The sequence below is a fragment of the Amycolatopsis granulosa genome (assembly GCF_011758745.1).
In the GTDB taxonomy this organism is placed as follows: Bacteria; Actinomycetota; Actinomycetes; order Mycobacteriales; family Pseudonocardiaceae; genus Amycolatopsis_E; species Amycolatopsis_E granulosa.
In genome coordinates this window covers 597,919-618,547 of the sequence record NZ_JAANOV010000001.1, presented here as the reverse complement: position 1 = coordinate 618,547, position 20,629 = coordinate 597,919, and the positions used below count along the sequence as shown (strand labels likewise).

Annotated in this window: 23 protein-coding genes, 1 tRNA gene and 1 pseudogene; 12 read left to right on the top strand and 13 right to left on the bottom strand. The window is 71.1% G+C overall.

All coding sequences use genetic code 11. The annotated features are described in order from the left end of the window. The first annotated feature begins 11 nt into the window (after positions 1-11). Complete coding sequence (locus tag FHX45_RS03100) at positions 12-245, top strand: hypothetical protein (RefSeq protein ID WP_167096512.1); 234 nt, start codon at positions 12-14, stop codon at positions 243-245. A gap of 90 nt (positions 246-335) precedes the next feature. Here the strand turns inward: FHX45_RS03100 and FHX45_RS03095 are convergent, their stop codons facing one another. Next, the gene (locus FHX45_RS03095) at positions 336-1,055 is read right to left on the bottom strand and encodes a DUF5753 domain-containing protein (RefSeq protein WP_167096511.1); all 720 of its coding nucleotides are present in this window, start codon (positions 1,053-1,055) and stop codon (positions 336-338) included. Positions 1,056-1,252: 197 nt separating this feature from the next. Between FHX45_RS03095 and FHX45_RS28535 the strand changes: the two genes are divergently transcribed. Continuing rightward, the gene (locus FHX45_RS28535) at positions 1,253-1,732 is read left to right on the top strand and encodes a winged helix-turn-helix domain-containing protein (protein ID WP_341771326.1); all 480 of its coding nucleotides are present in this window, start codon (positions 1,253-1,255) and stop codon (positions 1,730-1,732) included. Positions 1,733-2,225: 493 nt separating this feature from the next. On the opposite strand, the gene FHX45_RS03085 is transcribed toward FHX45_RS28535, so the two are convergent. After that, positions 2,226-2,693, bottom strand: a complete 468-nt coding sequence (locus FHX45_RS03085; RefSeq protein ID WP_167096509.1) for an NUDIX domain-containing protein — start codon at positions 2,691-2,693, stop codon at positions 2,226-2,228. A 9-nt stretch (positions 2,694-2,702) separates the two neighbouring features. Continuing rightward, the gene (gene tmk, locus FHX45_RS03080) at positions 2,703-3,344 is read right to left on the bottom strand and encodes a dTMP kinase (protein WP_167096508.1); all 642 of its coding nucleotides are present in this window, start codon (positions 3,342-3,344) and stop codon (positions 2,703-2,705) included. A gap of 14 nt (positions 3,345-3,358) precedes the next feature. On the opposite strand from tmk, the gene FHX45_RS03075 reads away from it, so the two are divergent. Further along, a complete protein-coding gene (locus FHX45_RS03075) occupies positions 3,359-3,637 on the top strand; it encodes a hypothetical protein (RefSeq protein WP_167096507.1) in 279 nt (92 codons plus the stop codon). Between the two features lie 1,208 nt (positions 3,638-4,845). Beyond that, positions 4,846-5,745, top strand: a pseudogene (locus FHX45_RS28675) (recombinase family protein); the annotation flags it as partial. A 739-nt stretch (positions 5,746-6,484) separates the two neighbouring features. On the opposite strand, the gene FHX45_RS03065 reads toward FHX45_RS28675, so the two are convergent. After that, positions 6,485-6,568, bottom strand: a tRNA-Leu gene (locus FHX45_RS03065). 169 nt (positions 6,569-6,737) lie between these two features. On the opposite strand from FHX45_RS03065, the gene FHX45_RS03060 reads away from it, so the two are divergent. From FHX45_RS03060 to FHX45_RS03050, 3 genes are read left to right on the top strand one after another with little or no spacing between them, the layout of a single operon-like run. Further along, entirely contained in the window at positions 6,738-7,640 is a 903-nt protein-coding gene (locus FHX45_RS03060; protein WP_167096506.1) for a DMT family transporter, read from the top strand. 28 nt (positions 7,641-7,668) lie between these two features. Beyond that, positions 7,669-8,112 (top strand): hypothetical protein, encoded by a 444-nt coding sequence (locus FHX45_RS03055; RefSeq protein ID WP_167096505.1) that lies wholly within the window; start codon positions 7,669-7,671, stop codon positions 8,110-8,112. After that, the gene (locus tag FHX45_RS03050; protein WP_167096504.1) at positions 8,113-8,598 is read left to right on the top strand and encodes an MSMEG_6728 family protein; all 486 of its coding nucleotides are present in this window, start codon (positions 8,113-8,115) and stop codon (positions 8,596-8,598) included. On the opposite strand, the gene FHX45_RS03045 is transcribed toward FHX45_RS03050, so the two are convergent. From FHX45_RS03045 to crtI, 7 genes are read right to left on the bottom strand one after another with little or no spacing between them, the layout of a single operon-like run. After that, positions 8,547-9,551, bottom strand: a complete 1,005-nt coding sequence (locus tag FHX45_RS03045; protein ID WP_167096503.1) for a Rieske (2Fe-2S) protein — start codon at positions 9,549-9,551, stop codon at positions 8,547-8,549. The genes FHX45_RS03050 and FHX45_RS03045 overlap by 52 nt on opposite strands. Before the next feature lies 1 nt (position 9,552). Continuing rightward, a complete protein-coding gene (locus tag FHX45_RS03040) occupies positions 9,553-11,067 on the bottom strand; it encodes an FAD-dependent oxidoreductase (RefSeq protein ID WP_167096502.1) in 1,515 nt (504 codons plus the stop codon). Then, positions 11,064-11,801, bottom strand: a complete 738-nt coding sequence (locus FHX45_RS03035; protein WP_167096501.1) for a class I SAM-dependent methyltransferase — start codon at positions 11,799-11,801, stop codon at positions 11,064-11,066. Before FHX45_RS03035 ends, FHX45_RS03040 begins: the two co-directional genes overlap by 4 nt. Continuing rightward, on the bottom strand, positions 11,798-12,118 hold the full coding sequence (locus FHX45_RS03030) for a lycopene cyclase domain-containing protein (protein ID WP_167096500.1): 321 nt from the start codon (positions 12,116-12,118) through the stop codon (positions 11,798-11,800). Before FHX45_RS03030 ends, FHX45_RS03035 begins: the two co-directional genes overlap by 4 nt. Further along, on the bottom strand, positions 12,115-12,450 hold the full coding sequence (locus FHX45_RS03025) for a lycopene cyclase domain-containing protein (RefSeq protein ID WP_167096499.1): 336 nt from the start codon (positions 12,448-12,450) through the stop codon (positions 12,115-12,117). Before FHX45_RS03025 ends, FHX45_RS03030 begins: the two co-directional genes overlap by 4 nt. 1 nt (position 12,451) lies before the next feature. Further along, the gene (locus FHX45_RS03020; protein WP_167096498.1) at positions 12,452-13,414 is read right to left on the bottom strand and encodes a phytoene/squalene synthase family protein; all 963 of its coding nucleotides are present in this window, start codon (positions 13,412-13,414) and stop codon (positions 12,452-12,454) included. Continuing rightward, positions 13,411-14,919, bottom strand: coding sequence for a phytoene desaturase family protein (crtI, locus tag FHX45_RS03015; protein WP_167096497.1), 1,509 nt, complete (start codon positions 14,917-14,919; stop codon positions 13,411-13,413). The genes FHX45_RS03020 and crtI overlap by 4 nt, the downstream gene beginning before the upstream one ends. A 100-nt stretch (positions 14,920-15,019) precedes the next feature. On the opposite strand from crtI, the gene FHX45_RS03010 reads away from it, so the two are divergent. Further along, on the top strand, positions 15,020-15,961 hold the full coding sequence (locus tag FHX45_RS03010; RefSeq protein WP_167096496.1) for an isocitrate lyase/phosphoenolpyruvate mutase family protein: 942 nt from the start codon (positions 15,020-15,022) through the stop codon (positions 15,959-15,961). Here FHX45_RS03010 and FHX45_RS03005 read toward each other — a convergent pair. Then, positions 15,958-16,971 (bottom strand): glycoside hydrolase family 43 protein, encoded by a 1,014-nt coding sequence (locus FHX45_RS03005; protein WP_341771325.1) that lies wholly within the window; start codon positions 16,969-16,971, stop codon positions 15,958-15,960. The two genes, FHX45_RS03010 and FHX45_RS03005, sit on opposite strands and share 4 nt — an antisense overlap. 407 nt (positions 16,972-17,378) lie before the next feature. Between FHX45_RS03005 and FHX45_RS03000 the strand changes: the two genes are divergently transcribed. Beyond that, complete coding sequence (locus tag FHX45_RS03000) at positions 17,379-17,975, top strand: HdeD family acid-resistance protein (RefSeq protein WP_167096495.1); 597 nt, start codon at positions 17,379-17,381, stop codon at positions 17,973-17,975. 33 nt (positions 17,976-18,008) lie between these two features. On the opposite strand, the gene FHX45_RS02995 is transcribed toward FHX45_RS03000, so the two are convergent. Next, entirely contained in the window at positions 18,009-18,404 is a 396-nt protein-coding gene (locus FHX45_RS02995; RefSeq protein WP_167096494.1) for a DUF5313 family protein, read from the bottom strand. 62 nt (positions 18,405-18,466) lie between these two features. Between FHX45_RS02995 and FHX45_RS02990 the strand changes: the two genes are divergently transcribed. The 3 genes from FHX45_RS02990 to FHX45_RS02980 all read left to right on the top strand — a co-directional run bounded on the left by FHX45_RS02990 (position 18,467) and on the right by FHX45_RS02980 (position 20,556). Further along, complete coding sequence (locus FHX45_RS02990; protein WP_167096493.1) at positions 18,467-18,919, top strand: MarR family winged helix-turn-helix transcriptional regulator; 453 nt, start codon at positions 18,467-18,469, stop codon at positions 18,917-18,919. A gap of 212 nt (positions 18,920-19,131) precedes the next feature. Continuing rightward, on the top strand, positions 19,132-19,662 hold the full coding sequence (locus FHX45_RS02985; RefSeq protein ID WP_167096492.1) for a MarR family winged helix-turn-helix transcriptional regulator: 531 nt from the start codon (positions 19,132-19,134) through the stop codon (positions 19,660-19,662). Between the two features lie 375 nt (positions 19,663-20,037). Then, positions 20,038-20,556, top strand: a complete 519-nt coding sequence (locus FHX45_RS02980; protein WP_167096491.1) for a cupin domain-containing protein — start codon at positions 20,038-20,040, stop codon at positions 20,554-20,556. Positions 20,557-20,629 lie beyond the last annotated feature (73 nt).

Genomic DNA, 20,629 nt, shown 5'->3' with positions numbered 1-20,629 from the left:
GGAGGCTGCAGATGCTGCACACCCCCTACATGCGGTTCGCAGGTGATGCCGACCACGAGCGGGTCCTGGTCATCACCCCGGTCTGGGTTCGGCTGGACGCCATCTACGTGCGTGTCCCGGGTGCGCCCGCGCACACGGTCGTCACCGGACTGGACATGACCGGCGACGTGCCCGGCCGTCTGACGGGCTGGTTCTCCACGCCGAAGGGGGACTGGCCCGGTGTTGTCGATTTCGAGATCCCGTAGGCCGATACGCGGCGGAACAAGCTCGAGGTCGTCGATCAGCTCGTCCCGGCCTCCGCGCTACGTCGCCGCGACGACTGATCGCGGTCGGCCTCACGACAATGTGGTGCTCAACTCCCGCAGAAGAGCATCGAGGCGCTGGCGAGTCTCCTCGGGTGTCAGTGCCAATCGCTCCAGCTCGGCGTGAACCCGTCGGTAGCGCCTGACCAGCGCGCGATCAGTGAGGAGGGTTGCGGCTCCGAGATGTTGGATGAGGACCGCGCCATCGTCACCCTCACAGTCGTAGAGCACAAACGCGCCGAGTTGGCCGTCATGCCAGTCGGAACCGTCGAGCACGAGGCGCACGACGGCTGATTGGCGGTCGAGGGTGTCGATTAGCCGCTCGACCTGCTGCGTCATAACGTTCGCTCCGCCTACCCGCCACGTAAGGGCCGGTAGACCGAGGAAAACTTCATACTTCTTCCGCGTGTCCTCGAACAAGGCTTTCTGGCGTTCAGCTTTGGAGGTCACGCCGCTCGTCTCATCTGTGATGCGGCGAGCATAAGCATCGGTTTGCAACAGATCGGGGATGCGGAGTGGTGACCATTCCACAATCGTGGTCGCTCGGTGCTCGGCCATGAGTGCGTCGGCGGCCCGATCAGAGATGCCGAAAAGACCGCGAGTGCCACGGTTCGGGTTCACCCACTCGGCAACCTGAAGCAGATCCGCGCGTGCTTGGCCGGTGATGCCCAGGGAGTCAGCGAGCGCTTTGGTCTGATCGACGGTGGGGAGGAGTGACCCGTCGAGCCAACGACTGACAGTCGCGTGGGACACGCCGACCTCATGGCCGATCTTTCGCGTGGTGGGACGTGGCGCGCGAGACAACCAGTGCGAGCGCAGGAGACTTGCGAGCGGTTGGTCGTGGAGCGACGTCGCCGCTCTGGGGCGTCTCGGCATGAAGCCAAGAGTACCGAGAGAGAGCTCGGGGGCATAACGACCCGAATGGGCTATTGCCCCTTCTCGTTCAGGCAATGCACCGTCGTTTGGTACGTAACAACGCGACAAACATGAGTTGTGAAGGGAAGAATCATGTGGCGGCGGTTTTTGCGTATTCGCGACGCTTTGACTCATCGCGGCAGCGACTCTCGGTCGCAGCATCGTCGCCGCCACGCGAAGCCCAAGCGCGTCAAGGTCGCACTCAACGAGGAGAACGGTTGGGGACGCGTTCGCGGGAGTTGGCGATGACGGAGCGGCACCGATCCCCGGAATACCTCTATCGGGTCGCTTTTGAGAAGCTCAAGGCTTGCATAGAATCCGGCGAGCTCCCGCCGAACACAGCCCTTCCGGCTGAAAAGCGTCTGGCGGCGGAGTTGGGCTTCTTGCTGGGGACGGTGCGTCATGCGACTCGGCTCCTCCGAGACGAGGGCCTTGTTGTCACGGTGCCATCGAAGGGGACGTTCGTCTGCGAGTCTCGAGCGCGGCCGTGCGAGGAGCCGGACTCGCGAGAGTGAGTCTGCCTGGGGTGGCTTCGGACGTGTCTCAGTCCTGTGTGGATTCCGTCCGCCCGGTGATCCAGAGTACCCCTGCCGCCCTGATCACCCGTCTCGGCGCGGGCCTTCAGCCGGGAGCGGTCCACCGCCATGTAGGCGAGCTTCTGCGCCGCGAAATACCCCGTCGCCCGCGGTGAGTAGGAGGGTCCCCAGCACCCCGAACACGATGTTCACCACCGTCACCACGCCCGGCCCCACCACCCCGCCGCTCAGGTCGTGCTCAGGCCGTATCAGCGGGTCTGCGTCATCCAGGGCAGCGTCGCCCGTACTTCGAGACGGGTCCATGATCCTTTCGCAAGAGTTGCTATCGCACTTGTGGTGGTCGTGCTGCTCGCCGCCTTCGCCTGGGGTCTGGACAACCTGTAGCGCCGCTCGGACGTTGCGGGCGGGCTCGCAGGTGATGCCTGTTCGCGGCTCGGCGTGTTCCGGCGACGGCAAGTGGCTATGGGCGATGTCAGCCGAGCATATTGGCAGGAGTTCTGCTCGTGGGCCAGCCGTGGATGGCGAAGGTTTGTCCGGTGAGGTAGGCGTGGATGCCGGCGGCGGGGTAGTCGATGAGGTTGGTGGGGAGGTTGTGGAGGGGGAACCAGGCGATGGCGGAGCATTTGTCGGGTTCCCGGTTGACCGGTTCACCGGTCCAGTGGGTGGCGAGGAAGAACAGTCCGAGGCGGGGCTCGCCGCCTGAGCCGTTGACGTGGAGTGTGTGGACGTGGTTCAGGTCGTTGGGGTTGATGAGGACGCCGATTTCTTCTTGGGCTTCTCGTGCTGCGGCGTGGAGGACGGATTCGCCGGCGTCGAGTTTGCCGGAGGGCAGGTGCCAATGCCCGTCGAAGGTGGGATTGGTGTCGCGGCGGCGGCTGAGCAGGAGTTTGCCGTTGTCGACGAGGAGTATGTGTACGTCGATGAGGTGTCGGTCGGCCACGCGGTGAGGCTACGCGGTGGCTTGTTCCGGTCGTGGGAGACGGGCCAATGGGGCCAGCTTTCGGGTGATGGTCTCGACGAGTCCGGCGGTCGACGCGCGGGCGCTGTCGAGCGTGAGCACGGCCTGGCCCTGCGTCTTCAGGTAGGTGGCGGCGTCTCGGTAGAGGGCTGCTTCGGTGCGGCTTGAGATGATGCCGGTGTGGAAGCGGCTGTGCGCGCCGCGGCGTCGGATGCGTGCGGCGGCGACGGCGGGATCGGCGGTAAGGATGATCGTGACGTCGGGTGGATCGGCTGCGGCATTGAGGTTGTGGATGAAGGCGGGTGGTACGTCGTCCATGGTTTGCAGCACGTAGGAGGAGGCGATGTAGCGGTCGCAGAGCACGATGCGTCCGGCGTCGCGGTGGGGCTGGATTTCGGTGCGGAGCTGGTGGTAGCGGTCGGCGGCGACGAGGCAGGCGAGCTCGTGGCCGCGGTAGGTGTCGGTTCCGTGGCGGGCGATCTCGCCGAGCTGGGCGCGGGAGGGTTGAGTGGTGGCGTGGACGGCGTAGCCGTCACGGGTGAGGCGCTCGGTGAGAGCGTGGGTGAGGGTGGTTTTGCCGGTTCCGGCGGGTCCGTCGATGGCGATGAAGAGGCCCCGGTGGTGGAGGGTCATGCGGCTTTCCGGGCGTGTTGTTCGCGGGCGAGCGCGACGAGGTGGGTGCGGATGTAGTCGATGGGGGCATCAGCGAGCGGGAGGTTGACGGAGAAGTTGAACTCGTCGCGTTCGCGGAGGGTGTCGTCCAGGCCGGCGTCGGTGAGATCGACGTGGCTGTAGTTGAGCAGCTGGTCCGGGGTGTAGCGGCCGGTGGCGAGCAGCTGGTGCCAATCAGGGGTGCCGGGATACGGGCGGTATTCGAAGGCGGAGGCGCGGAAGGCGCCGGGCAGGTTGTCGGTGAGGTCCCATAGCCGAGTGAAGCCATAGCCTGATTGATTCGCTGCAGGTCAAGACCGGCGTTGCTCAGGTCGCTCATCATCGTGGGCATAAGGTCGTCGCTCTGGGGGTTCCTCGTCCAGCCGTTATTGCCCAGATGATCAAGGAAATCCGGCTGGCTCCGATCGGATTCTCACTGGCGCCTGTGCTACTCATGAAAGTGGTGAACCGAGCCTGAAGTCCCGAGTGTCACTCGTCATCGCCCCCTGGTGCTGTTGTCCAGCCGTCAGCTTCAGCGCCTACTGCGTTGTAGGGGCGGGACCGCACTCGAATGCCATCAATCCCGACGTTAATGAGATCACCGATTGTGTTCCTCCCTGGGTGAAGCTCGCCTGCACGCAGGAGAGGGCCGTCGGGGTCAGCTGCGATTCCGAGAAGGTGACGGACGACCTCGTCTGCGTGGGTCCTCCTTCCCAGTCGATGGCCGTCCAGGGTGCGCCAGCTGTCTCAGGTGTCGCCACAGCCGAATCCGTGTCCGCCGTGGAGTGCGAGCTGGATCGCGCCGAGTGCGGCTCGGTGGAGGTGATCTGGGGAGCGGCAGTTGTTGCGTGAAGGTGCTCCCAGAGCATCGGTAGGTACTCGAACCCGGCCAGATGGCTCAGTTGCTCTATCTGCGGGCTCAGCGACGCGATTGGATGAGCTGTTCCAACCGCGCAGGCGTCGTTTCCTCCGGACCATGTGTCCCCGAAGTGCCCCTCTGGCGGAGTTCAGTGTGTCAGGCCGTGATGGTTCCGGATGGGAACCCGGCGCTCGTGAGCGAGGGCTGAACAGCTTGACGTTTGTCCTTGACGTCGGCGCAGTTGCGGAGCGTAGATATGGACGTGTCGCATGTTTTGGTGGTCGAGATTTCCGGGCGGACGGCGTTTGGTCTGCTGAGAGGTTCCGGGCTGTTCCGGGTAGAGGTGGTTGTTCAGCCGATGGGCGGGCCACCGGACTGGTCGGACGCGCTGCGGAAGGCGCGGCGATGACCGCGGGGAAGAAGCGCCGACCGCACCGGCCCCCCGGCTTCAGTGACGAACAGGTCGATGTCGTTGTGCCGCCGACGTCGCCGGTTCTGTCGTCGGCCGCAGCGCGCGCTGTTGCGATTGGTGTGCAATGTAGCGGGCGAGCGCGGGTGTGGTGGCGCTGATACCCGGGCAGCGTCGCGGCGCGGTGCGTCGGGGGAGCGGGAGGCGGCGTAGCGATGAGGTTCGCGTTCTACGGGCGAGTGTCGACTGAGGATCAGCAGGATCCGGATGCCTCGCGGAATTGGCAACTGGCCCGGGCTCGAGCGTTGGTCGAGCGGCCCGGTGAAATCGTGGTGGAGTTCTTCGACGTGGGGCAGTCCCGCTCGATTCCGTGGAAGCGCCGGCCGGAGGCGGCTCGGCTGCTCGAGGTGCGCAAGAGGCCTGATCGCAGTTTCGAGGCAGTGGTGATCGGCGAACCTCAGCGGGCGTTCTACGGCAACCAGTACGGGCTGACCTTCCCGGTGTTCGCGCATTACGGGGTGGGGTTGTGGGTGCCGGAGGTCGGGGGAGCAGTTGACCCGGAGTCCGAGGCGCACGACCTGGTGATGTCGGTGTTCGGTGGGATGAGCAAGGGGGAGCGGACCAGGATCAAGGTCCGGGTGCGGTCGGCGATGGTGGCACAGGCCCAGGTTGAGGGCCGTTACCTCGGTGGCCGACCTCCCTACGGCTATCGGCTGGCTGATGCCGGGCCGCATCCGAACCCGGCGAAGGCGGCCGATGGCAAGCGGCTGCATCGGCTCGAGCCGGATCCGAAGACGGCGCCGGTCGTGCAGCGGATCTTCCACGAGTACCTGTCGGGGATCGGTGTCTTCGCGATCGCGCAACGGCTCACCGCCGATGGGGTTCCGTGCCCGTCCGCGTACGACCGTGGACGCAATCAGCACAGGTCGGGGGCGGCGTGGTCGAAGAGCGCCGTCCGGACGATCCTGACGAATCCGCGCTATACCGGTCACGAGGTGTGGAACAAGCAGCGCAAGCAGGAGTCCCTGATCGATGTCGAGGATGTCGGGCTCGGGCATCGGACCAGGCTGGCGTGGAATCCGCGGGACGAGTGGGTCTTCTCCGATCAGAGGGTCCATCCGGCGCTGGTCAGCCGGGAGACGTTCGAGCAGGTGCGGGCTCTCCTGGCTTCGCGTGGGCCGCGGTCGACTGGCCGGGTGACCGAGCGGAAGAAGCATCCCTACGCGCTGAAGGGTCTGCTGTTCCATGAGAGCTGTGGGCGGCGCATGCAGGGCAACTGGATCCGCGAGCGGGCCCATTACCGCTGCCGCTATCCGAACGAGTACGCCCTCGTCAACCGGGTCGACCACCCGCTGACGGTGCACCTGCGCGAGGATGTGGTGCTGGAGCCGCTCGACATCTGGCTGGCCCAGGTGTTCGCGCCCGGCAAGATCGAACGGTCGCTCACCGCGATGGAGGAGTCTCAGCCGGACCATGCTCCCGCTGAAGCGGAGACGCGCCGGGCGCTGGCGGAGTGCGACCGGAAACTCGCGCGTCACCAGGCCGCACTGGAAGCCGGCACGGATCCGGCGCTGGTGGCCAAGTGGACGAGGCAGGTGCAGCAGGAGAAGGCGGCGCTGGAAGCGCAGCTCGCCACGTCGGGAACCCGTGCGGGGGCGGACCGGAGAATGACTGCTGCAGAGATCCGTCAGCTGGTCGACGCGATGGGCGGGCTGCTCCAGGTCCTGCGCGATGCGGACCCGGGGGACAAGCTGGAGGTCTACCGCCAGCTTGGCCTGAAACTGACCTACAACGAAACAAAACGGATGGTGGTGGCTGAAACCCAGCCCCAACCATCCGTGTGCGCAGTGGTTGTGTCCGAGGGGGGACTTGAACCCCCACGCCCTTTACGGGCACTAGCACCTCAAGCTAGCGCGTCTGCCATTCCGCCACTCGGACCTGCTCTTCTCTTGTGCGGACAAGAGTAGCCCATCCGCGGAGCGGCGTGTCCGGGGGGTGGGTCACGGGGGGTGATCAACAGTGCGCTATGGGGCCTGGGCGCTCACGCTGGGTGAGAGGCGTCCGAAATTCGCCGGACACCGAAACGTCGCCCGAATAGCGTGGGGGCATGCAGGTCAGCAGGGATCGCCGGGCGGTGGCCGCGGCGGGGGTCACCGTCGTGCTCTGGGCGTCGGCCTTCGTGGCCATCCGGGGGGCCGGCCAGTACTTCTCCCCGGGTGCGTTGGCGCTCGGGCGGCTCGCCGCGGGGAGTGTCACCCTCCTCGTCTTCCTGGGCATCCGGCGGGAGGGGCTGCCGGGGCGCGCGGCCTGGCCGGGGATCGTGATCTCCGGTCTCCTCTGGTTCGGCGGCTACATGGTCGTCCTGAACTGGGGCGAGGAGCTGGTGGATGCGGGCACGGCCGCGATGCTGGTCAACATCGGGCCGATCCTCATCGCCCTGCTCGGGGGCCGTCTGCTGCGCGAGGGCTTCCCGAAGCGGCTGCTGGCGGGGCTCGCCGTGTCGTTCGCCGGCGCGGTCGTCGTGGGGCTGTCGATGTCCGGGCACGGTCACGCGCCGATACTCGGCGTGGTGTTGTGCGTGGTCGCGGCCGTCACCTATGCCGGCGGGGTCGTCGGCCAGAAGCCCGCCCTGCGGCACGCCTCGGCCTTGCAGGTCACCGCCTTCGGCTGCCTCATCGGCACCGTGGCGTGCCTGCCGTTCGCCGGTCAGCTGGCCGGCGAACTCGGCACGGCACCGGCCGGGGCGGTGCTCGCGGTGGTCTACCTCGGCGTGTTCCCGACCGCCCTGGCGTTCACCACCTGGGCCTACGCGCTGGCCCGCACCACCGCGGGGAAGATGGGCTCGACCACCTACGCCGTCCCGGCGGTCGTGGTGCTGATGTCGTGGGCAGTCCTCGGCGAGGTGCCGGCCTGGTTGTCGCTGGCCGGGGGCGCGCTGTGCCTGGCCGGGGTCGCGGTGTCGCGCATCCGGCCCCGACGTGAGCCGGTGCCCACACCGCAACGGTTGTGAAACGGTTTGTAGTGGGTATCCGACAGCCATGACGGACACCCGACTCGACGACGACACCCCCGAGGCCGACCGCTACGACCGGGCCACCGTGGAGGCGGTCGGCAAGCTCACCGAGGCACTGGAGACGCTCGAGGTCGCCCGCGGGCACCTTTACCAGTTCCACCGCATGACCGGCACCGCCGACTTCGCCGTCGGCCAGGCGGTGGAGCTGCTGCGCAAGGCCGGGCACGCCGAGTTCGCCGACCGCGTCGCGCGGGAGCTGGTGGGCCGCAACGTGCTGCCGGGCCGCTGGACGTTCCAGGTGGTCGAGGACTTCGACGACACCTACTACCAGCCGTTCCGCGCGCTCGAGGAGCGGGCGCGCGAGCTGACCGGGGGGTGTCGGCACCTGTTCGAGGCGGAACTGAAACGTGAGCGGCGGTCACGGGGGGTGGACGGTCACGAGGCGACGCCGGACGAACGGGTGAGGTGAATGCAGACCTTCCTGCCCTACCCCGGGTTCGCGGACACCGCGCGGGTGCTCGACAGCCGGCGTTTGGGCAAGCAGCGCGTGGAGACCTTGCAGGTGCTGCGGGCGCTGACGGTTCCGGGCTACGGGTGGCGGCACCACCCGGCCGCGAAGATGTGGACCGGGTACGAGGAGGCGCTGACGCGGTACGGCCTGGAGGTGTGCCGGGTCTGGTGCGCGGCCGGGCACGCCGACACGTGCGCGGTGAAGCTGACCGGTGACCTGCTGCACGCGACGGGCGTGGCGCAGCCGCGGGACGAGCAGGCGCTGCACGAGGCGGAGGAGATGCCGCCGTGGCTCGGCGATCCGGGCTTCCACCGCAGCCACCAGTCGGCCCTGCTGCACAAGGACCCGGACCACTACCGGCGGTTCTTCCCCGGGGTGCCGGACGATCTGCCCTACGTGTGGCCGGCCTCGGACCGGGTGGCCCAGTCCCGCGCGCGCAACTGATAGCGGCGCTCGGCGTAGGCGAGGTCGTCCCGCCACAACCTGGCCGCCGCGTGGCGCATCATCGGGCGCAGCAGGGGAGCGGCAGCCCGCGCCAGCCGAAAACCGGGGCGGTCCGACGCCGCCACCACGGCCTCGATCACCGCGGTGCGCGGGCGCCCGTCGGCGCCCGGGCCCAGCGGCGTCGCGTGCGTCTCGACCACGCTGCCGGCACCCTCACCGCCGGTGATGCGCATGACGATCGTCCGCGGCTCCGGGCAGGTGAACTCCGCGGTCACCGGTACACCGAGCGTCGGGGTGACCCGGAAGGTCACCGACACGGCGAACCGGTCGTCCGCCTCGGCCACCTCGCCCTCGGCCGGCGCGGACAGCACCGACAGCCGGGTGAACGAGTACGGGTGGAACCACGAACCGTGCCACGGGTCGAGCCGGTTCGCGATCACATCCCGCGGTTCGCACACCCCGACCAGCCGCGCCACCGAGTCCACCCCGGCCGCGGGCCGCTCGCCCACGACCGGCGCCGCCAGCGGTTCCTCGCCGCCCGCCCGGTCCAGCCGCACCCACGCCAGCACCCCGTCGTCGAACGCGGGCAGGCACGAGCGCTCGTCCACCCGCAGCCCGTGCCACCGGCACCGCAACCCGCCGTCGTCCACCCGGCCCAGCGCCAACGGCGCGCCCAGATGCGGGCAGGCACCCGGGGCGACCAGCAGTTTCCCGGAGCCGTCCCGCCACGCGACCAGCTCGGTCCCGGCGACGGAGAACCCGTACGGGCGATCCGCGCGCACGTCGCGGGCGGCGGCGAACACGTACCAGTTGCCCGACGGCCGCGCCTCGGCCCGCTTCAGCGCGGCCTCGATCAGCGACGGCCGGGCGTCCCGGTAGGTCGGTTCCTGCCGTGCCCACGGCAGGCGCGGGATCGGTTGCAACGGCCAGTCCCGGGGCCAGCGCGGCGCCATCTCACCCTCCTAGCGAGGCCAGGGCCCGCAGCGGCGCGAACCGTCCGCGGACCGGCACGGTGGTCAGTTCGTGGCCGGCCAGCCCCCACCGCGCGAGCAGGCAGTTCGCGGCGTGCCAGCCGGTCGCGGCCGCGCGTTCCATCAGCGCGACCGGAAGGTCGATGCGGATCCCGTCCCCGGCCAGCACGAGCCCGTCGAACGGGGTGCGCACCCGGGGCCGCCGCGCGAAGTCGCCCACGCCGAACAGCGGGCAGTCCTGCCGCCACTGCACCAGCTCACCGGCGATCCCGGCGTGCGCGGTTTCCGGGTAGAGCTGGTGCAGCCGGTCCACCAGCCGTGTGCGCAGCGCCGGGACGGCCGCGTCGGTGTCGCTACCGCACGCGTAGGCGTGCAGCTCCACGACGGAGCCGCCGTGATCGCGGGCCCAGGCGGCGGCCTCGCGCTCGTAGCGGTCCAGCACGCTGATGTTGTCCAGCGGGTCGAGCCCGCCGGTGGCCAGGAACGCGGGCCGCTCCGGCGCGACGGGACGGTCCAGCCAGAGCCGGTGCACCAGGAACGGCGGGGCGGTGCGCAGCCCGAGCACGCGGGCCCGCCAGTCGTCGTCGGCGAGGTCCGGCGACGACGACACGATCGAGCGCAGCCCGGCCACGTCGGTGGCGAGCACGACCCCGTCGGCGGCCACCCCGTCGACCAGCCACCGCGCGCCCTCCCGCGCCACGGTGCGGACCTCGGTGCCGTGGTGGAACCGCACCCCCAGGCGCAGCAGGTACGCCCGCAGCGGCTCCCACAGCGCGGTGTCGTAAGCGGCGTCCGGCACGTCGAACACGAGCCCTTCGGACGAGCCGAGGAAGTACAGGTGGAACATGGTCGCCAGCTCGGCCGCCGACATGCGCGACGGCGGCGCGAAGAAGCTGCGGGAGAACACCTCGAACGCCAGGTGCCGCGCGGCGGGCGGGAAGTTGATGCGTTCCAGGAACGTCTGGGCGTCGATCCCGTCGAGCCGCTCGTAGGTTTCCGGCACCGACACCGCGGCCAGCGGTGCCGCCGCCCGCGCGTTGAGCCGCAGCAGGTCGGCCGGCCGGAACGTGGGGCTGCGCAGCGCGAACGCGAGCGCGTTCCACGGCGGCGTGCGCGGCAGGCCGCGGAAGGTGTCGCGCCGGCCCGCGCCGTCGACCAGCGGGTAGTCCGGCACCGGGGTCAGCCGCGCCAGGCCCGGGTCGGCGCGGCGCAGCAGGGCGCGCAGGTTGTAGTACTGGCGGAAGAAGGCGTGGAAGCCGCGGCTCATGGACACCGTGCTGCCGTCGGGCAGCCGTTCTCGCCAGGCGGCGACCCGTCCGCCGAGCTGCTGCTCGCGCTCGACCACGGTGACCGTGACGCCGCGTTCGGCCAGCGCGGTGGCGGCGGTCAGGCCTGCGATCCCGCCGCCGGCCACGACCACCGACGGCCGGTGCGGCCGGGTGCCGGCGTCCGCGGCACCGGCGGGCGCGCGGTGCCGGACGGCGCGACGGTCCCTCACGTGGTTCCCTCCCCGGGATTGGTGGCCAGGAACGTGTGCACGACGCCGCGCTGCCACCCGGTCATCGTCTCGCTGTGCACGGCGGTGAACCCGGCGTCGGCCAGCCGCCGCCGGAACCGGGCGGCGCCGTCGAAGGTGAGCGCGCTGCGCCACAGGTGCCGGTAGAGGGTGGCGTCCCCGGTGGCCAGCCGCCCGGACGGGATGATGACGCTCCAGCACACCGCGTGCCAGACCAGTGTCGCGATGGGGGAGTCGCGCACCGCGTACTCGTGTGCGGCGAAGGTGCCGCCGGGCTTCAGCAACGCCCGCAGTGCACGCAGCTGCCCGCCGGGGTCGGCGAGGTTGCGGATCAGGTAGGCGGCGAACACGCCGTCGAACGGCCCGGAGACGCCCGCGGCGGCCAGGCCCTCGACCGGGCTGTGGACGAAGTGGACGGTGGGCGGCCAGGACTTGCGCCGGGCCTGGGCGAGCATCCCGGCGGACGCGTCGACGGCGACGATCTCGGCGTGCGGCGCGGCCGCCAGCAGCGCGGCGGTGGACGCACCGGTGCCGCACCCGGCGTCGAGCAGGCGCAGGCCCCGGCCGCCGTGGGGCAGCCGCATCCGGCGCGCGGACAGCCGTAGGTGCCGGTGGTAGCCGGGGTTGGCGCCGACCAGCCGGTCGTAGGCGGCCGCGCCGGTGTCGAACGCGGCGGGCACCTCGTGCCGGGCCAGGCCGGTGCGGTCCAGGGTCACGAGTCCTCCTGCCTGCCGGTGCGCCGCTCCCACAGCAGCAGCACCGCGGTGACCAGTGCGAACCCGAATAGGAAGTCCTCCACCGGGATGTCCCACGGGAAGCGCAGGCCACTGGTCTGTTCCGGCGCGTAGCGCACGATCGGGGCGGTCAGCTTGGTCAGCCAGCCGTCCACCGGGATCTGGAAGCCGATCACGATCACCATCGAGATCCAGTAGGCCGGTTTGCGGAACAGCCCGGTACGCAGGTACGCCAGCTCCCACGCGCACACCGCGATCACCGCCAGCACGGCGGGCACGGTGTACCCCAGCCCAGTCACCGGCGGACCTTCCGCGGTGCGCGCAGCCGGGCGAGCATCGCCTGCACGCACCCGTAGGTCAGCACCCCGCACACGGGGATGACCAGGAAGAACAGCAGCTCCTCCAGCGGGACCGCGAACGGCAGCCGCACGCCGGTCACGTACTCGGGGTTGTACCACCACACCCGCCAGGCGATCGCGATCGCGTCCCACACCACGAACACCAGCGCGACCGGGAGCACCGCGCGCGCCAGCGCCACCGGCCGCCGGTACACCCGCGCCCCCAGGAACTCCAGCGGCAGGGTGATCAGCACGCACCCCGCCAGGACGAGCAGGTACTGGTAGCGGTCCACCTCACGCCCACCTCTCCGTCGCCGCCGCGGTCAGCCCGGCGGCCCGCCGTCCCCGTCTGGCCCACATCGCCCGGACCAGCCCGGAGACCGCCAGCCGCGCGCGGCGGCCGTGGCCGACCCGCGCGCGGTGCGCGAAGACCGCGAACCCGGCCGCCTCGATCCGGTCCAGGATCTCCGAGTACAGCACCAGGGCGGTCGTGATGCACGGCCGGGACACCGGGTGCAGCCGGTCGATGCCGGCGCGGGCGTAGGTGTAGATGGCCCGGGTCGTGGCGTGCTGGGCGGCCAGCGCCGCGCGGACCTTCGGATCGGTGTGCCCGGTGCGGCGGCACCAGGTCAGCAGCTCACGGTCGACGCCGAACGCGGCCAGCTCGTCCTCGGGCAGGTACACGCGGCCGCGGTCGAGGTCCTCGGCGATGTCCCGCAGGAAGTTCGTCAGCTGGAACGCCTTGCCCAGCGCCGCCGCGTACGGGGCCGCCTCGTCCGGTTCGCCCGCGGTGCCCAGCACCGGCAGCATCTGCAGGCCGATCACCTCGGCCGAGCCGTGCACGTAGCGGTCCAGCGCCGCCCGGTCCGGGTAGCCGGTGACGGTGAGGTCCATCCGCATCGAGTCGAGGAACGCGGTGAACAGGTCGCGCCGGATCCCGTAGCGGGCCGCGGTGTCCACCACCGCCGCGAGGATCGGGTCGTCGCTGTGGCCGCTGTCCAGACCGGTCAGCAACGTCGCGGAAAGCGCTTCCAGCCGGTGCGCGGGATCACTGCCCGGTGGCGCGGAGTCGACGATGTCGTCGGCGAAGCGGGCGAACCCGTAGAGCGCGTGCACCGCCGGGCGCTGCGGTTTGGTCAGCAGCCGGGTGGCCAGGTAGTAGGTGCGGCCGTGCTGGGCGTTGAGGTGGCGGCAGCGGAGATAGGACTCGCGCAGCCGCGGTTCGGTGATGCCGGCGGCGTCCAGTGCGCCGCTCATCGGGCCGTCACCACGACCGGCCGGGCCGAGGGGAGGGTCACCCCGGTGATCCGGTCGGCGGCCAGCCGCCCGGAGATCAGCGCGGTCGGCACGCCGACCCCGGGCGCGGTGCTGCCGCCGGCGAGGACCACGTTGCCGGTGCCCCGCACCAGGTTGCGCGGACGGAACGGGCCGGTCTGGGCCACGGTGTGGGCCAGCGCGAACGGGGTGCCGGCGAGCATGCCCTGCCGTGCCCAGCCGGCCGGGGTGACCACGTGCCGCGCTTCGATCGTCCCGTCCAGACCGGGCAGCAGCCGCTCGGCCACCTGCCCGAGGACCTCGTCGGCGTAGGCGTCCCCGACGCGGTCCCAGTCCACCGCGCCGCGCGTCAGGTTCGGCGCGGGCGCCAGCACGTAGAGCAGCTCGCGCCCGTCCGGGGCGAGTGCCGGGTCGGTGGCCGTGGGCCGGGTGACCAGCAGCGAGGGGTCGCTCATCAGCCGTCCCTGGGAGATCAGCTCGTGGAACGTCCGCCGCCACGCCGCGCCGAACAGGATGGTGTGGTGTGCGGTGTCGCAGCGCCGCCGGGTGCCGACGTGCACGACGACGGCCGACGGCGCCGCGCGCAGCGGCACCGGCCGCCGCGGCGTGCGGCCGAGCAGGCGGTAGGCGGCCGGCAGCTCGGTGGTGAGCACGACGGCGTCGGCCGGCAGGCTGCCGTGGGTCGTGTGCACGGCCTTGACCCGGGAGCCGGACCGGTCCAGTCCGGTGACCTCGGCGCCGTAGCGGAACTCCACACCGGCGTCCGCGGCCGCGGCGGCGAGGGCGTCGGGCAGTGCGCGCATGCCACCGCGCGGGAAGAACACCCCGGCGACGGTGTCCATGTAGGCGATCACCGCGTACACGGCGAGGGCGTGCTGCGGTGACTGTCCGGCGTAGAGCGACTGGAAGGAGAACACCCGGCGCAACCGCTCGTCACGCACGAACTGCCCGATCTTGCGGTCCAGCGGCCCGAACGCGCCCATCGCGACCAGCCGCGCCAGGTGCGGGGTCACCAGCGCGAGCGGCGAGTCGAAGTTCGCGGCGATGAACCGGTCGAACTCGGTGCGGTAGAGCCGGGTGAGCCAGTCGCGCAGGCGCCGGTAGCCGGCGGCTTCGGACGGGCCGGCGAACGCGCGCACGGCCTCGGTCATCGCCTCGGCGTCGCTGTGCACGTCGAGGCTGCTGCCGTCGGCGAAACGAGCCCGGTAGGCGGGCGTGACCGGGACGAGGTCGAGGCGGCCGGCCAGGCTGTCCCCGACCGCGGCCAGCGTTTCCTCGACGATGCCGGGCATGGTCAGCACCGTGGGTCCGGTGTCGATCCGGTAGCCGCCGAGGTCCAGCCGCCCGGTCCGCCCACCGGGCACCGGCTCGCGCTCGACGACGGTCACCTGCCGTCCCCGCCCGGCCAGGTGCAGCGCCGCCGCCAGCCCGGACAGCCCCGCGCCGACCACGACGATCCGATCCGCCGGGCCTGTCACGGTCCGCATCCCGCCACCCCTCACTCACCCCGCTCGGACGGCTAGAACGTTGCACGAACGTTGCGACGTTGTCCACCCGGTGCGGTGCCGTCCCCGGGGACTAGCGTAGGTGACGGACGTCGAGCGGACCGGACAGCGGGAGGACGCGGTGGGAGATCTGCTGGGCCCGGGGCCGCCGCCCCGGAAGCGGTTGCGCGAGCTGCTCGCGGCCCCGGGACCGCTGGTGGCGCCCGGTGCCTACGATGCGCTGTCCGCCCGGCTGATCGAGCAGGCCGGGTTCGACGTGGTCTACCTGACCGGGTTCGGCGCCACCGCGTCCCTGATCGGGCGGCCCGACGTCGGCCTGCTGACCGGTACCGAAATGGTGGACCAGGCGCGGCGGCTGGCCGCCGCCGTGGACGTGCCGGTGATCGCCGACGCCGACACCGGCTACGGCAACGCGCTCAACGTGGTCCGGACCGTGCGGGCCTACGAGCAGGCCGGAGTGGCCGGCGTCCACCTGGAGGACCAGGTCAGCCCGAAGAAGTGCGGGCACCTCAGCGGCAAGGCGGTCATCCCCCGCGAGGAGATGGCCGGCAAGGTGCGCGCCGCGGTCGCCGCCCGGCGGGATCCGGACTTCGTGATCATCGCGCGCACCGACGCCGCCGCGGTGCACGGGCTCGCCGACGCCGTCGACCGCGCCCGCGCCTACGCCGAGGCCGGTGCGGACCTGCTGTTCGTGGAGGCGCCGACCAGCGAGGAGGACCTCGCCACGGTCGCCGGCGAGCTGTCCGGGGTGGCCCCGCTCGTGTTCAACTGGGCCGAGGGCGGGCGCACGCCCCCGCTGTCGCTGGAGCGGATCGGCGAACTGGGCTTTTCGCTGGTGCTGTACCCGATCGGGGCGCTGCTCGCGGCGGCCGCGGCGGTGCGCGCCCTGCTGGAGACCGTGCGCGCGGACGGCACCCCCGCGGCCGCGCTGCCCCGGCTGCCGTCGTTCGGCGAGTTCACCGACCTCATCGGACTGCCCGAGGTGCACGACCTGGAACGCCGCTTCGCCGCCGAGTCCGGTTAGGACACCTGCGGCACGCCGCGCACGAACTCCAGGTCCAGGTCGAACAGCCCGCGCTCGGTGCGCTGCCCGTTCAGCCAGCCGTGGAAGTAGATCCGCCCGTCGACCACGTCCGCGCCACCGGGGCCCTCGGCCGCGTGACCGATGGAGTCGGTGGTCAGCAGCGGCTGATCGGCCTTGGTGTAGGGGCCGGTCAGCGAGTTCGCCGTGGCGTAGCGGGTGTGGTAGGTGGCGTTGCGGAAGTCGTCGGCGGAGTAGAACAGCACGAACCGGCCGCCGCGCTGCACGATCACCGGCGCCTCCACCACACCGTTCTCCTCCGGCCGGTCGGCGCGCAGGATCTCGGTGCGCGGCCCCGTGGGCGCGCCGCCGTCCTGGGTCATCTTCTGCACGAAGATCGCCGAGGGCCCGCCGCCCGGGTGTTCACCCTTGTAGAGCAGGTAGCGGGTGCCGTCGCGGCCCTGGAAGGTCTGCGGGTCGATGTCGCCGCCGTCGCCGGGATCGCAGATCAACGGCCCGTCCCCGGTGGGCTGGTAGGGGCCGGCGACGGAGCCGGCGACCGCCGTGCCGATGCAGCGGTGCCCGTCGCGTGTGGACACCGCCGAGTAGTACATGAGGAAGGTGCCGTCCGCCCGCCGGGTCACGTCCGGCGCCCAGTAGCCGCCCGCCGGGTCCACCCAGGACGGATCGGCGGCCAGGGCGTCCCCGGCCACGCGCCACGGCCCGTCGGGGGCCTCGGCCACCGCGACCGGCACCCGGCCGGCGGAACCGGAGGTGGCGAAGGCGTGGTAGGCAGAGCCGGTCCGGAGCACGTCGGGATCCGGGAAGTCCTGCCGCAGCAGCGCGCGCGGGGCGGTCGCGGCCTGCGCGGTGTGGGTCATGGGCCCGGGCAGCAACGCCGACGAGAGCACGATTCCCAGACAGCTCAACGCGGTCGTGGCCGTGCGGCGCCGGCGGAGCCGGTACGGGTCGGGGGGCGGGAGGGTGTGCGAGAACTTGCCTGCCTTGCTCACGGCGGAGGACCTACCCGGAGCCCGGAAGGATCAACCTCCTCCCTTCGGGCCGGATGCGGGGCCCCGCCGGGTGATCGCCGGGGAGTCGCGGGCACCGGGCCTGGTGATCCGGGCGGCCGGTCGGGGGAGCCGCCGCTGCGGACGGTCACCGAGTAGGTGCGGGTGCCCCTCGGCCGCGGACGCCCAGCCGTAGCGGTGTCCGAACCGGACTGCGCGCGGCGGGCACGGTCAAATGGCACAGGGTCCCAACCGGCGCAGGGTCCACCCGGCGTAGGGCGATGCCTGCGCCTCGCCGTGACCGCGGGCGGTCCGCGCCGGCGGCGGGCGAGCCGGCGGTGCCCTGGAGTAGCGGGGTGGCCGCCGCGGCCCTAGCGTGGTGCGCGAGGAGTGCGGAAGGGGGAACCGGCATGGCCGTCCACCAATCTCACGGCGCGTTCCGGATGACCTTCGGCGACGGGATGGCCGGTGAACTGCGGCGGGTCACCGGCCGGTGGTGGGCGGTCGCGCTGCTCGGGGTCGCCACCGCGGTCCTCGGGATCCTCCTGCTGGCCAACCTCGCCGTCGCGGTGGGCACGCTCGCCATCCTCGTCGCGATCGCGTTGTTCGCCGAGGGCGCCGACGAGATCATCACCGCCGGCCGGCATCGCACCCGCTGGCCGTTCTACCTGCTGGGCGTCCTGTGGATCGTCGTCGGCGTCATCGCGCTCGCCTGGCCGGGTATCACGCTGCTGGCGCTGGCGGTGCTCGTCGGTGCCGGGTTCGTCGTCGGCGGGATCGGCCAGATCGCCGCGGCGCTGACCTGGCGGCGGCGCCTGCCGTTGTGGGGGCTGTGGCTCGCCCTGGGCGTGGTCACCTTGCTGATCGGCGTGGTGGCGCCGGTCTGGCCGGGCCTGACGATCCTCACCCTCGCGATCTGGCTCGGCATCGCGCTGCTCGTGCGCGGGATCGGCGAGCTCTGGTTCGCCTTCCAGCTGCGGCGCGCCCACCAGGCCATCGAACGCTAGCGCGCCGGCCGTTCGCCCCGGTTCCGCGAAGGGTCACTCGGGGCGGCGGTAGCGCGCGAGGTAGCGCTCCTTGACCTCGCGCTCCGCCTCGTCCCGGGCCCGGGTGCGCACCTGCCGCCCGGTGCCGTAGGGGTAGCCGTGCTTGCGCAGCCGGTTCTCGCCGCTCTCCTCGGCGTAGACCAGGGAGTAGAAGAAGCCGACCAGGCCGGCCATCAGCACCAGGCTCAGCCGCAGGGTGAGCGGGCCGGGGAGCAGCAGCCAGACCAGCATCAGCGGCAGGAGCAGCACCGACGCCCGCGCCGCATGGCGCCAGAGCCAGCTCCGGGTGGTCACGTCGTGCAGGACCCAGGTGCGGTGCTCGTCGGGCAGGCGGCCGCCGATGGCGTACCAGAGCCACAGGAACGGGTGGGGGCGTCGGCGCTCGGTCACCTGGTGCACAGTACCCTAATCGTTAGTGCGTTAACTATCAGCGCGGAGGTAGGCTGAGTCACATGACCGAGATCGACCTGGGCGAGGACCCGCTCGCACTGGACCGGCAGGTCTGCTTCGCGTTGTCGGTCGCCTCCCGCAGCGTCATCGGCGTCTACCGGCCGCTGCTCAAGCCGTACGGGCTCACGCATCCGCAGTACCTGGTGCTGCTCGCGTTGTGGGACCGCGCGCCCCGGTCGGTGAAGGACCTCGCCGCGACACTGCGCGCGGAGCCGGCCACGCTGTCGCCGCTGCTGAAGCGGCTGCAGGCGCTGGGATACCTGACCCGGGAGCGCAACCGCTCCGACGAGCGCGCGCTGACGGTCGATCTGACCGACGCCGGCCGCGCGCTGCGCGCCGAGGCCGAGAAGATTCCCTACCGCGTCGTGGAGACCCTCGGCATGGAGGTCGCCGAACTGGAGCAGCTGCACGCCGCGCTGGCCAGGGTCATCGCGGCGACCGACCGGCTCGGCTGAGGTCGGCGTCCGGGGCCACGATCCTCGGCCGCTGCTGCCCGGCCGCGACTGGCGGCCCGGGATGCGCGGACCGCTCCGTCCCGGGACTGGCGCGCCGGCCCGCCGTAGCCCCTCGGCAGGGCCCGGTGTGTCCCGGGTACGCGCCCATCCGGTCAGTGGATTGGTTTAGCGCTGATATGCTTAGCTGAGAAATAATCACCGGGGGTGAGTCGATGGCCAGGCGACAGGTGTCCCACCCGGACGCCGTGGATCTGATGCTGGAGCAGTGGCGCCGCGAGATCCCCGGGGTCGATGCGTCGCCACTGGCGGTGTTCGGGCGGTTGCACCGTGCCTTCGACCGGTACCAGCACCAGCTGACGCGGGTCCTGGGTCGCTTCGACGTCTCGATCTCGGCCTTCGGCATCCTCACCGCCCTGCGCCGGGCGGGGGAGCCCTACCGCCGCACCGCCGGGGATCTGGCGGACACCACGTTGCTGACCACCGGTGGCATCACCCAGCGGGTCGACCGGCTGGAGGCCGCGGGGCTCGTCCGGCGGGAACGGGACCTCGAGGACCGGCGCGTCGTCTACATCGGACTGACACCGGAAGGCCTGGCGCTGACCGACAAGGTGGTCGAGGCGCATTTCGCCAACGAGCGCCGGATGCTGGCGAAACTCACCCAGAACGAACGCGCGCAGCTGGCGAAGCTGCTGAGCAAGCTCGAGCACTCCCTCGAGGTGTCCGAGTTCCAGCCGGAAGGGTAGCTCGCCTCGGTTGCCGCTGCGCCGGCAGAAGCGGCCCGGCCGCCGGCCCCGGGCTGCACGTGCCGCGGCACCACTCCGGCCGCTTTCCCCGGGGCTGTTGCACGGGTGGGGACCGGGGCTCTCGGGTGTCTGGCTCTGGTCCACGCCGTCCTCCCCGGGGAACGGGCATGGCGACCCATTGGCGCCATTAGCTTACTTCTAAGATTCTGCCCCTGGCAAGTGGTGGGACGTGCCGGGACCGTGTGACTGGTCGGCCTTGATCCGCTGCGGTGCCGGAAAATCTGGATGTCAAGGGGTTGTGTGGGTCACAGGCGTGATGCTACAACCCTTATCGCTGGCTCTCTTAGAGCTAAGACATTGAAAGGAGTGTCAGCGATGACCACAACGCAAACCTCGCATCAGCACCTCGAGGACCTGATCGACTCCTGCATCGCGACCCGTGAGTCGCGGTTCGAGGACTGGGAGACGCTGGGTTTCCAGGCCAAGGCGGGGGAGGAGTTCCGCCGGGCGCAGGTGCGCTACATCGGGTCGGGTGCCACCGGTAACCACGAGACGGACAACCGGATCCTGCCTTCGGAGCACTTCACGTTTTCCAACATGCGGTTGCCGGTGGGGGCGGTGGGGCCGGAGCACACGCACCACGACGTGGAGGAGGTGTTCTTCGTCCTGGAGGGTGAGCTGGAGGTGACGGTGCACGACGTGGAGGACGGCACCAGGACCGCCAGCCGGGTGCTGGGCTACCGGGATCTGATCCGGGTGCCCGCCGGGGTGCCGCGCAGCCTGCGCAACATCGGTGCGACCGACGCGTTGTTCGCGGTGATCATCGGCGCGCAGAAGCCGCAGCTGCCCACCTACCCGCCGACCTCGCCGATGCACGGCCTCACCCGCGACTGACCGATCCGGGGCCGTGCGACGACGCCGGCCTCCGGGCAGCCCGGCGACGGCTGCCCGAACCATCCCGCTCATC

Excerpts from the sequence above, each read along its gene's own strand:
- FHX45_RS03100 (WP_167096512.1), top strand. The coding sequence starts at position 12 with ATGCTGCACACCCCCTACATGCGGTTCGCAGGTGATGCCGACCACGAG.
- FHX45_RS28535 (WP_341771326.1), top strand. The coding sequence starts at position 1,253 with ATGCACCGTCGTTTGGTACGTAACAACGCGACAAACATGAGTTGTGAA.
- tmk (WP_167096508.1), bottom strand. The coding sequence starts at position 3,344 with ATGACCCTCCACCACCGGGGCCTCTTCATCGCCATCGACGGACCCGCC.
- FHX45_RS03060 (WP_167096506.1), top strand. The coding sequence starts at position 6,738 with ATGCAGGTCAGCAGGGATCGCCGGGCGGTGGCCGCGGCGGGGGTCACC.
- FHX45_RS03055 (WP_167096505.1), top strand. The coding sequence starts at position 7,669 with ATGACGGACACCCGACTCGACGACGACACCCCCGAGGCCGACCGCTAC.
- FHX45_RS03050 (WP_167096504.1), top strand. The coding sequence starts at position 8,113 with ATGCAGACCTTCCTGCCCTACCCCGGGTTCGCGGACACCGCGCGGGTG.
- FHX45_RS03045 (WP_167096503.1), bottom strand. The coding sequence starts at position 9,551 with ATGGCGCCGCGCTGGCCCCGGGACTGGCCGTTGCAACCGATCCCGCGC.
- FHX45_RS03020 (WP_167096498.1), bottom strand. The coding sequence starts at position 13,414 with ATGAGCGGCGCACTGGACGCCGCCGGCATCACCGAACCGCGGCTGCGC.
- crtI (WP_167096497.1), bottom strand. The coding sequence starts at position 14,919 with ATGCGGACCGTGACAGGCCCGGCGGATCGGATCGTCGTGGTCGGCGCG.
- FHX45_RS03000 (WP_167096495.1), top strand. The coding sequence starts at position 17,379 with ATGGCCGTCCACCAATCTCACGGCGCGTTCCGGATGACCTTCGGCGAC.
- FHX45_RS02990 (WP_167096493.1), top strand. The coding sequence starts at position 18,467 with ATGACCGAGATCGACCTGGGCGAGGACCCGCTCGCACTGGACCGGCAG.
- FHX45_RS02985 (WP_167096492.1), top strand. The coding sequence starts at position 19,132 with ATGGCCAGGCGACAGGTGTCCCACCCGGACGCCGTGGATCTGATGCTG.
- FHX45_RS02980 (WP_167096491.1), top strand. The coding sequence starts at position 20,038 with ATGACCACAACGCAAACCTCGCATCAGCACCTCGAGGACCTGATCGAC.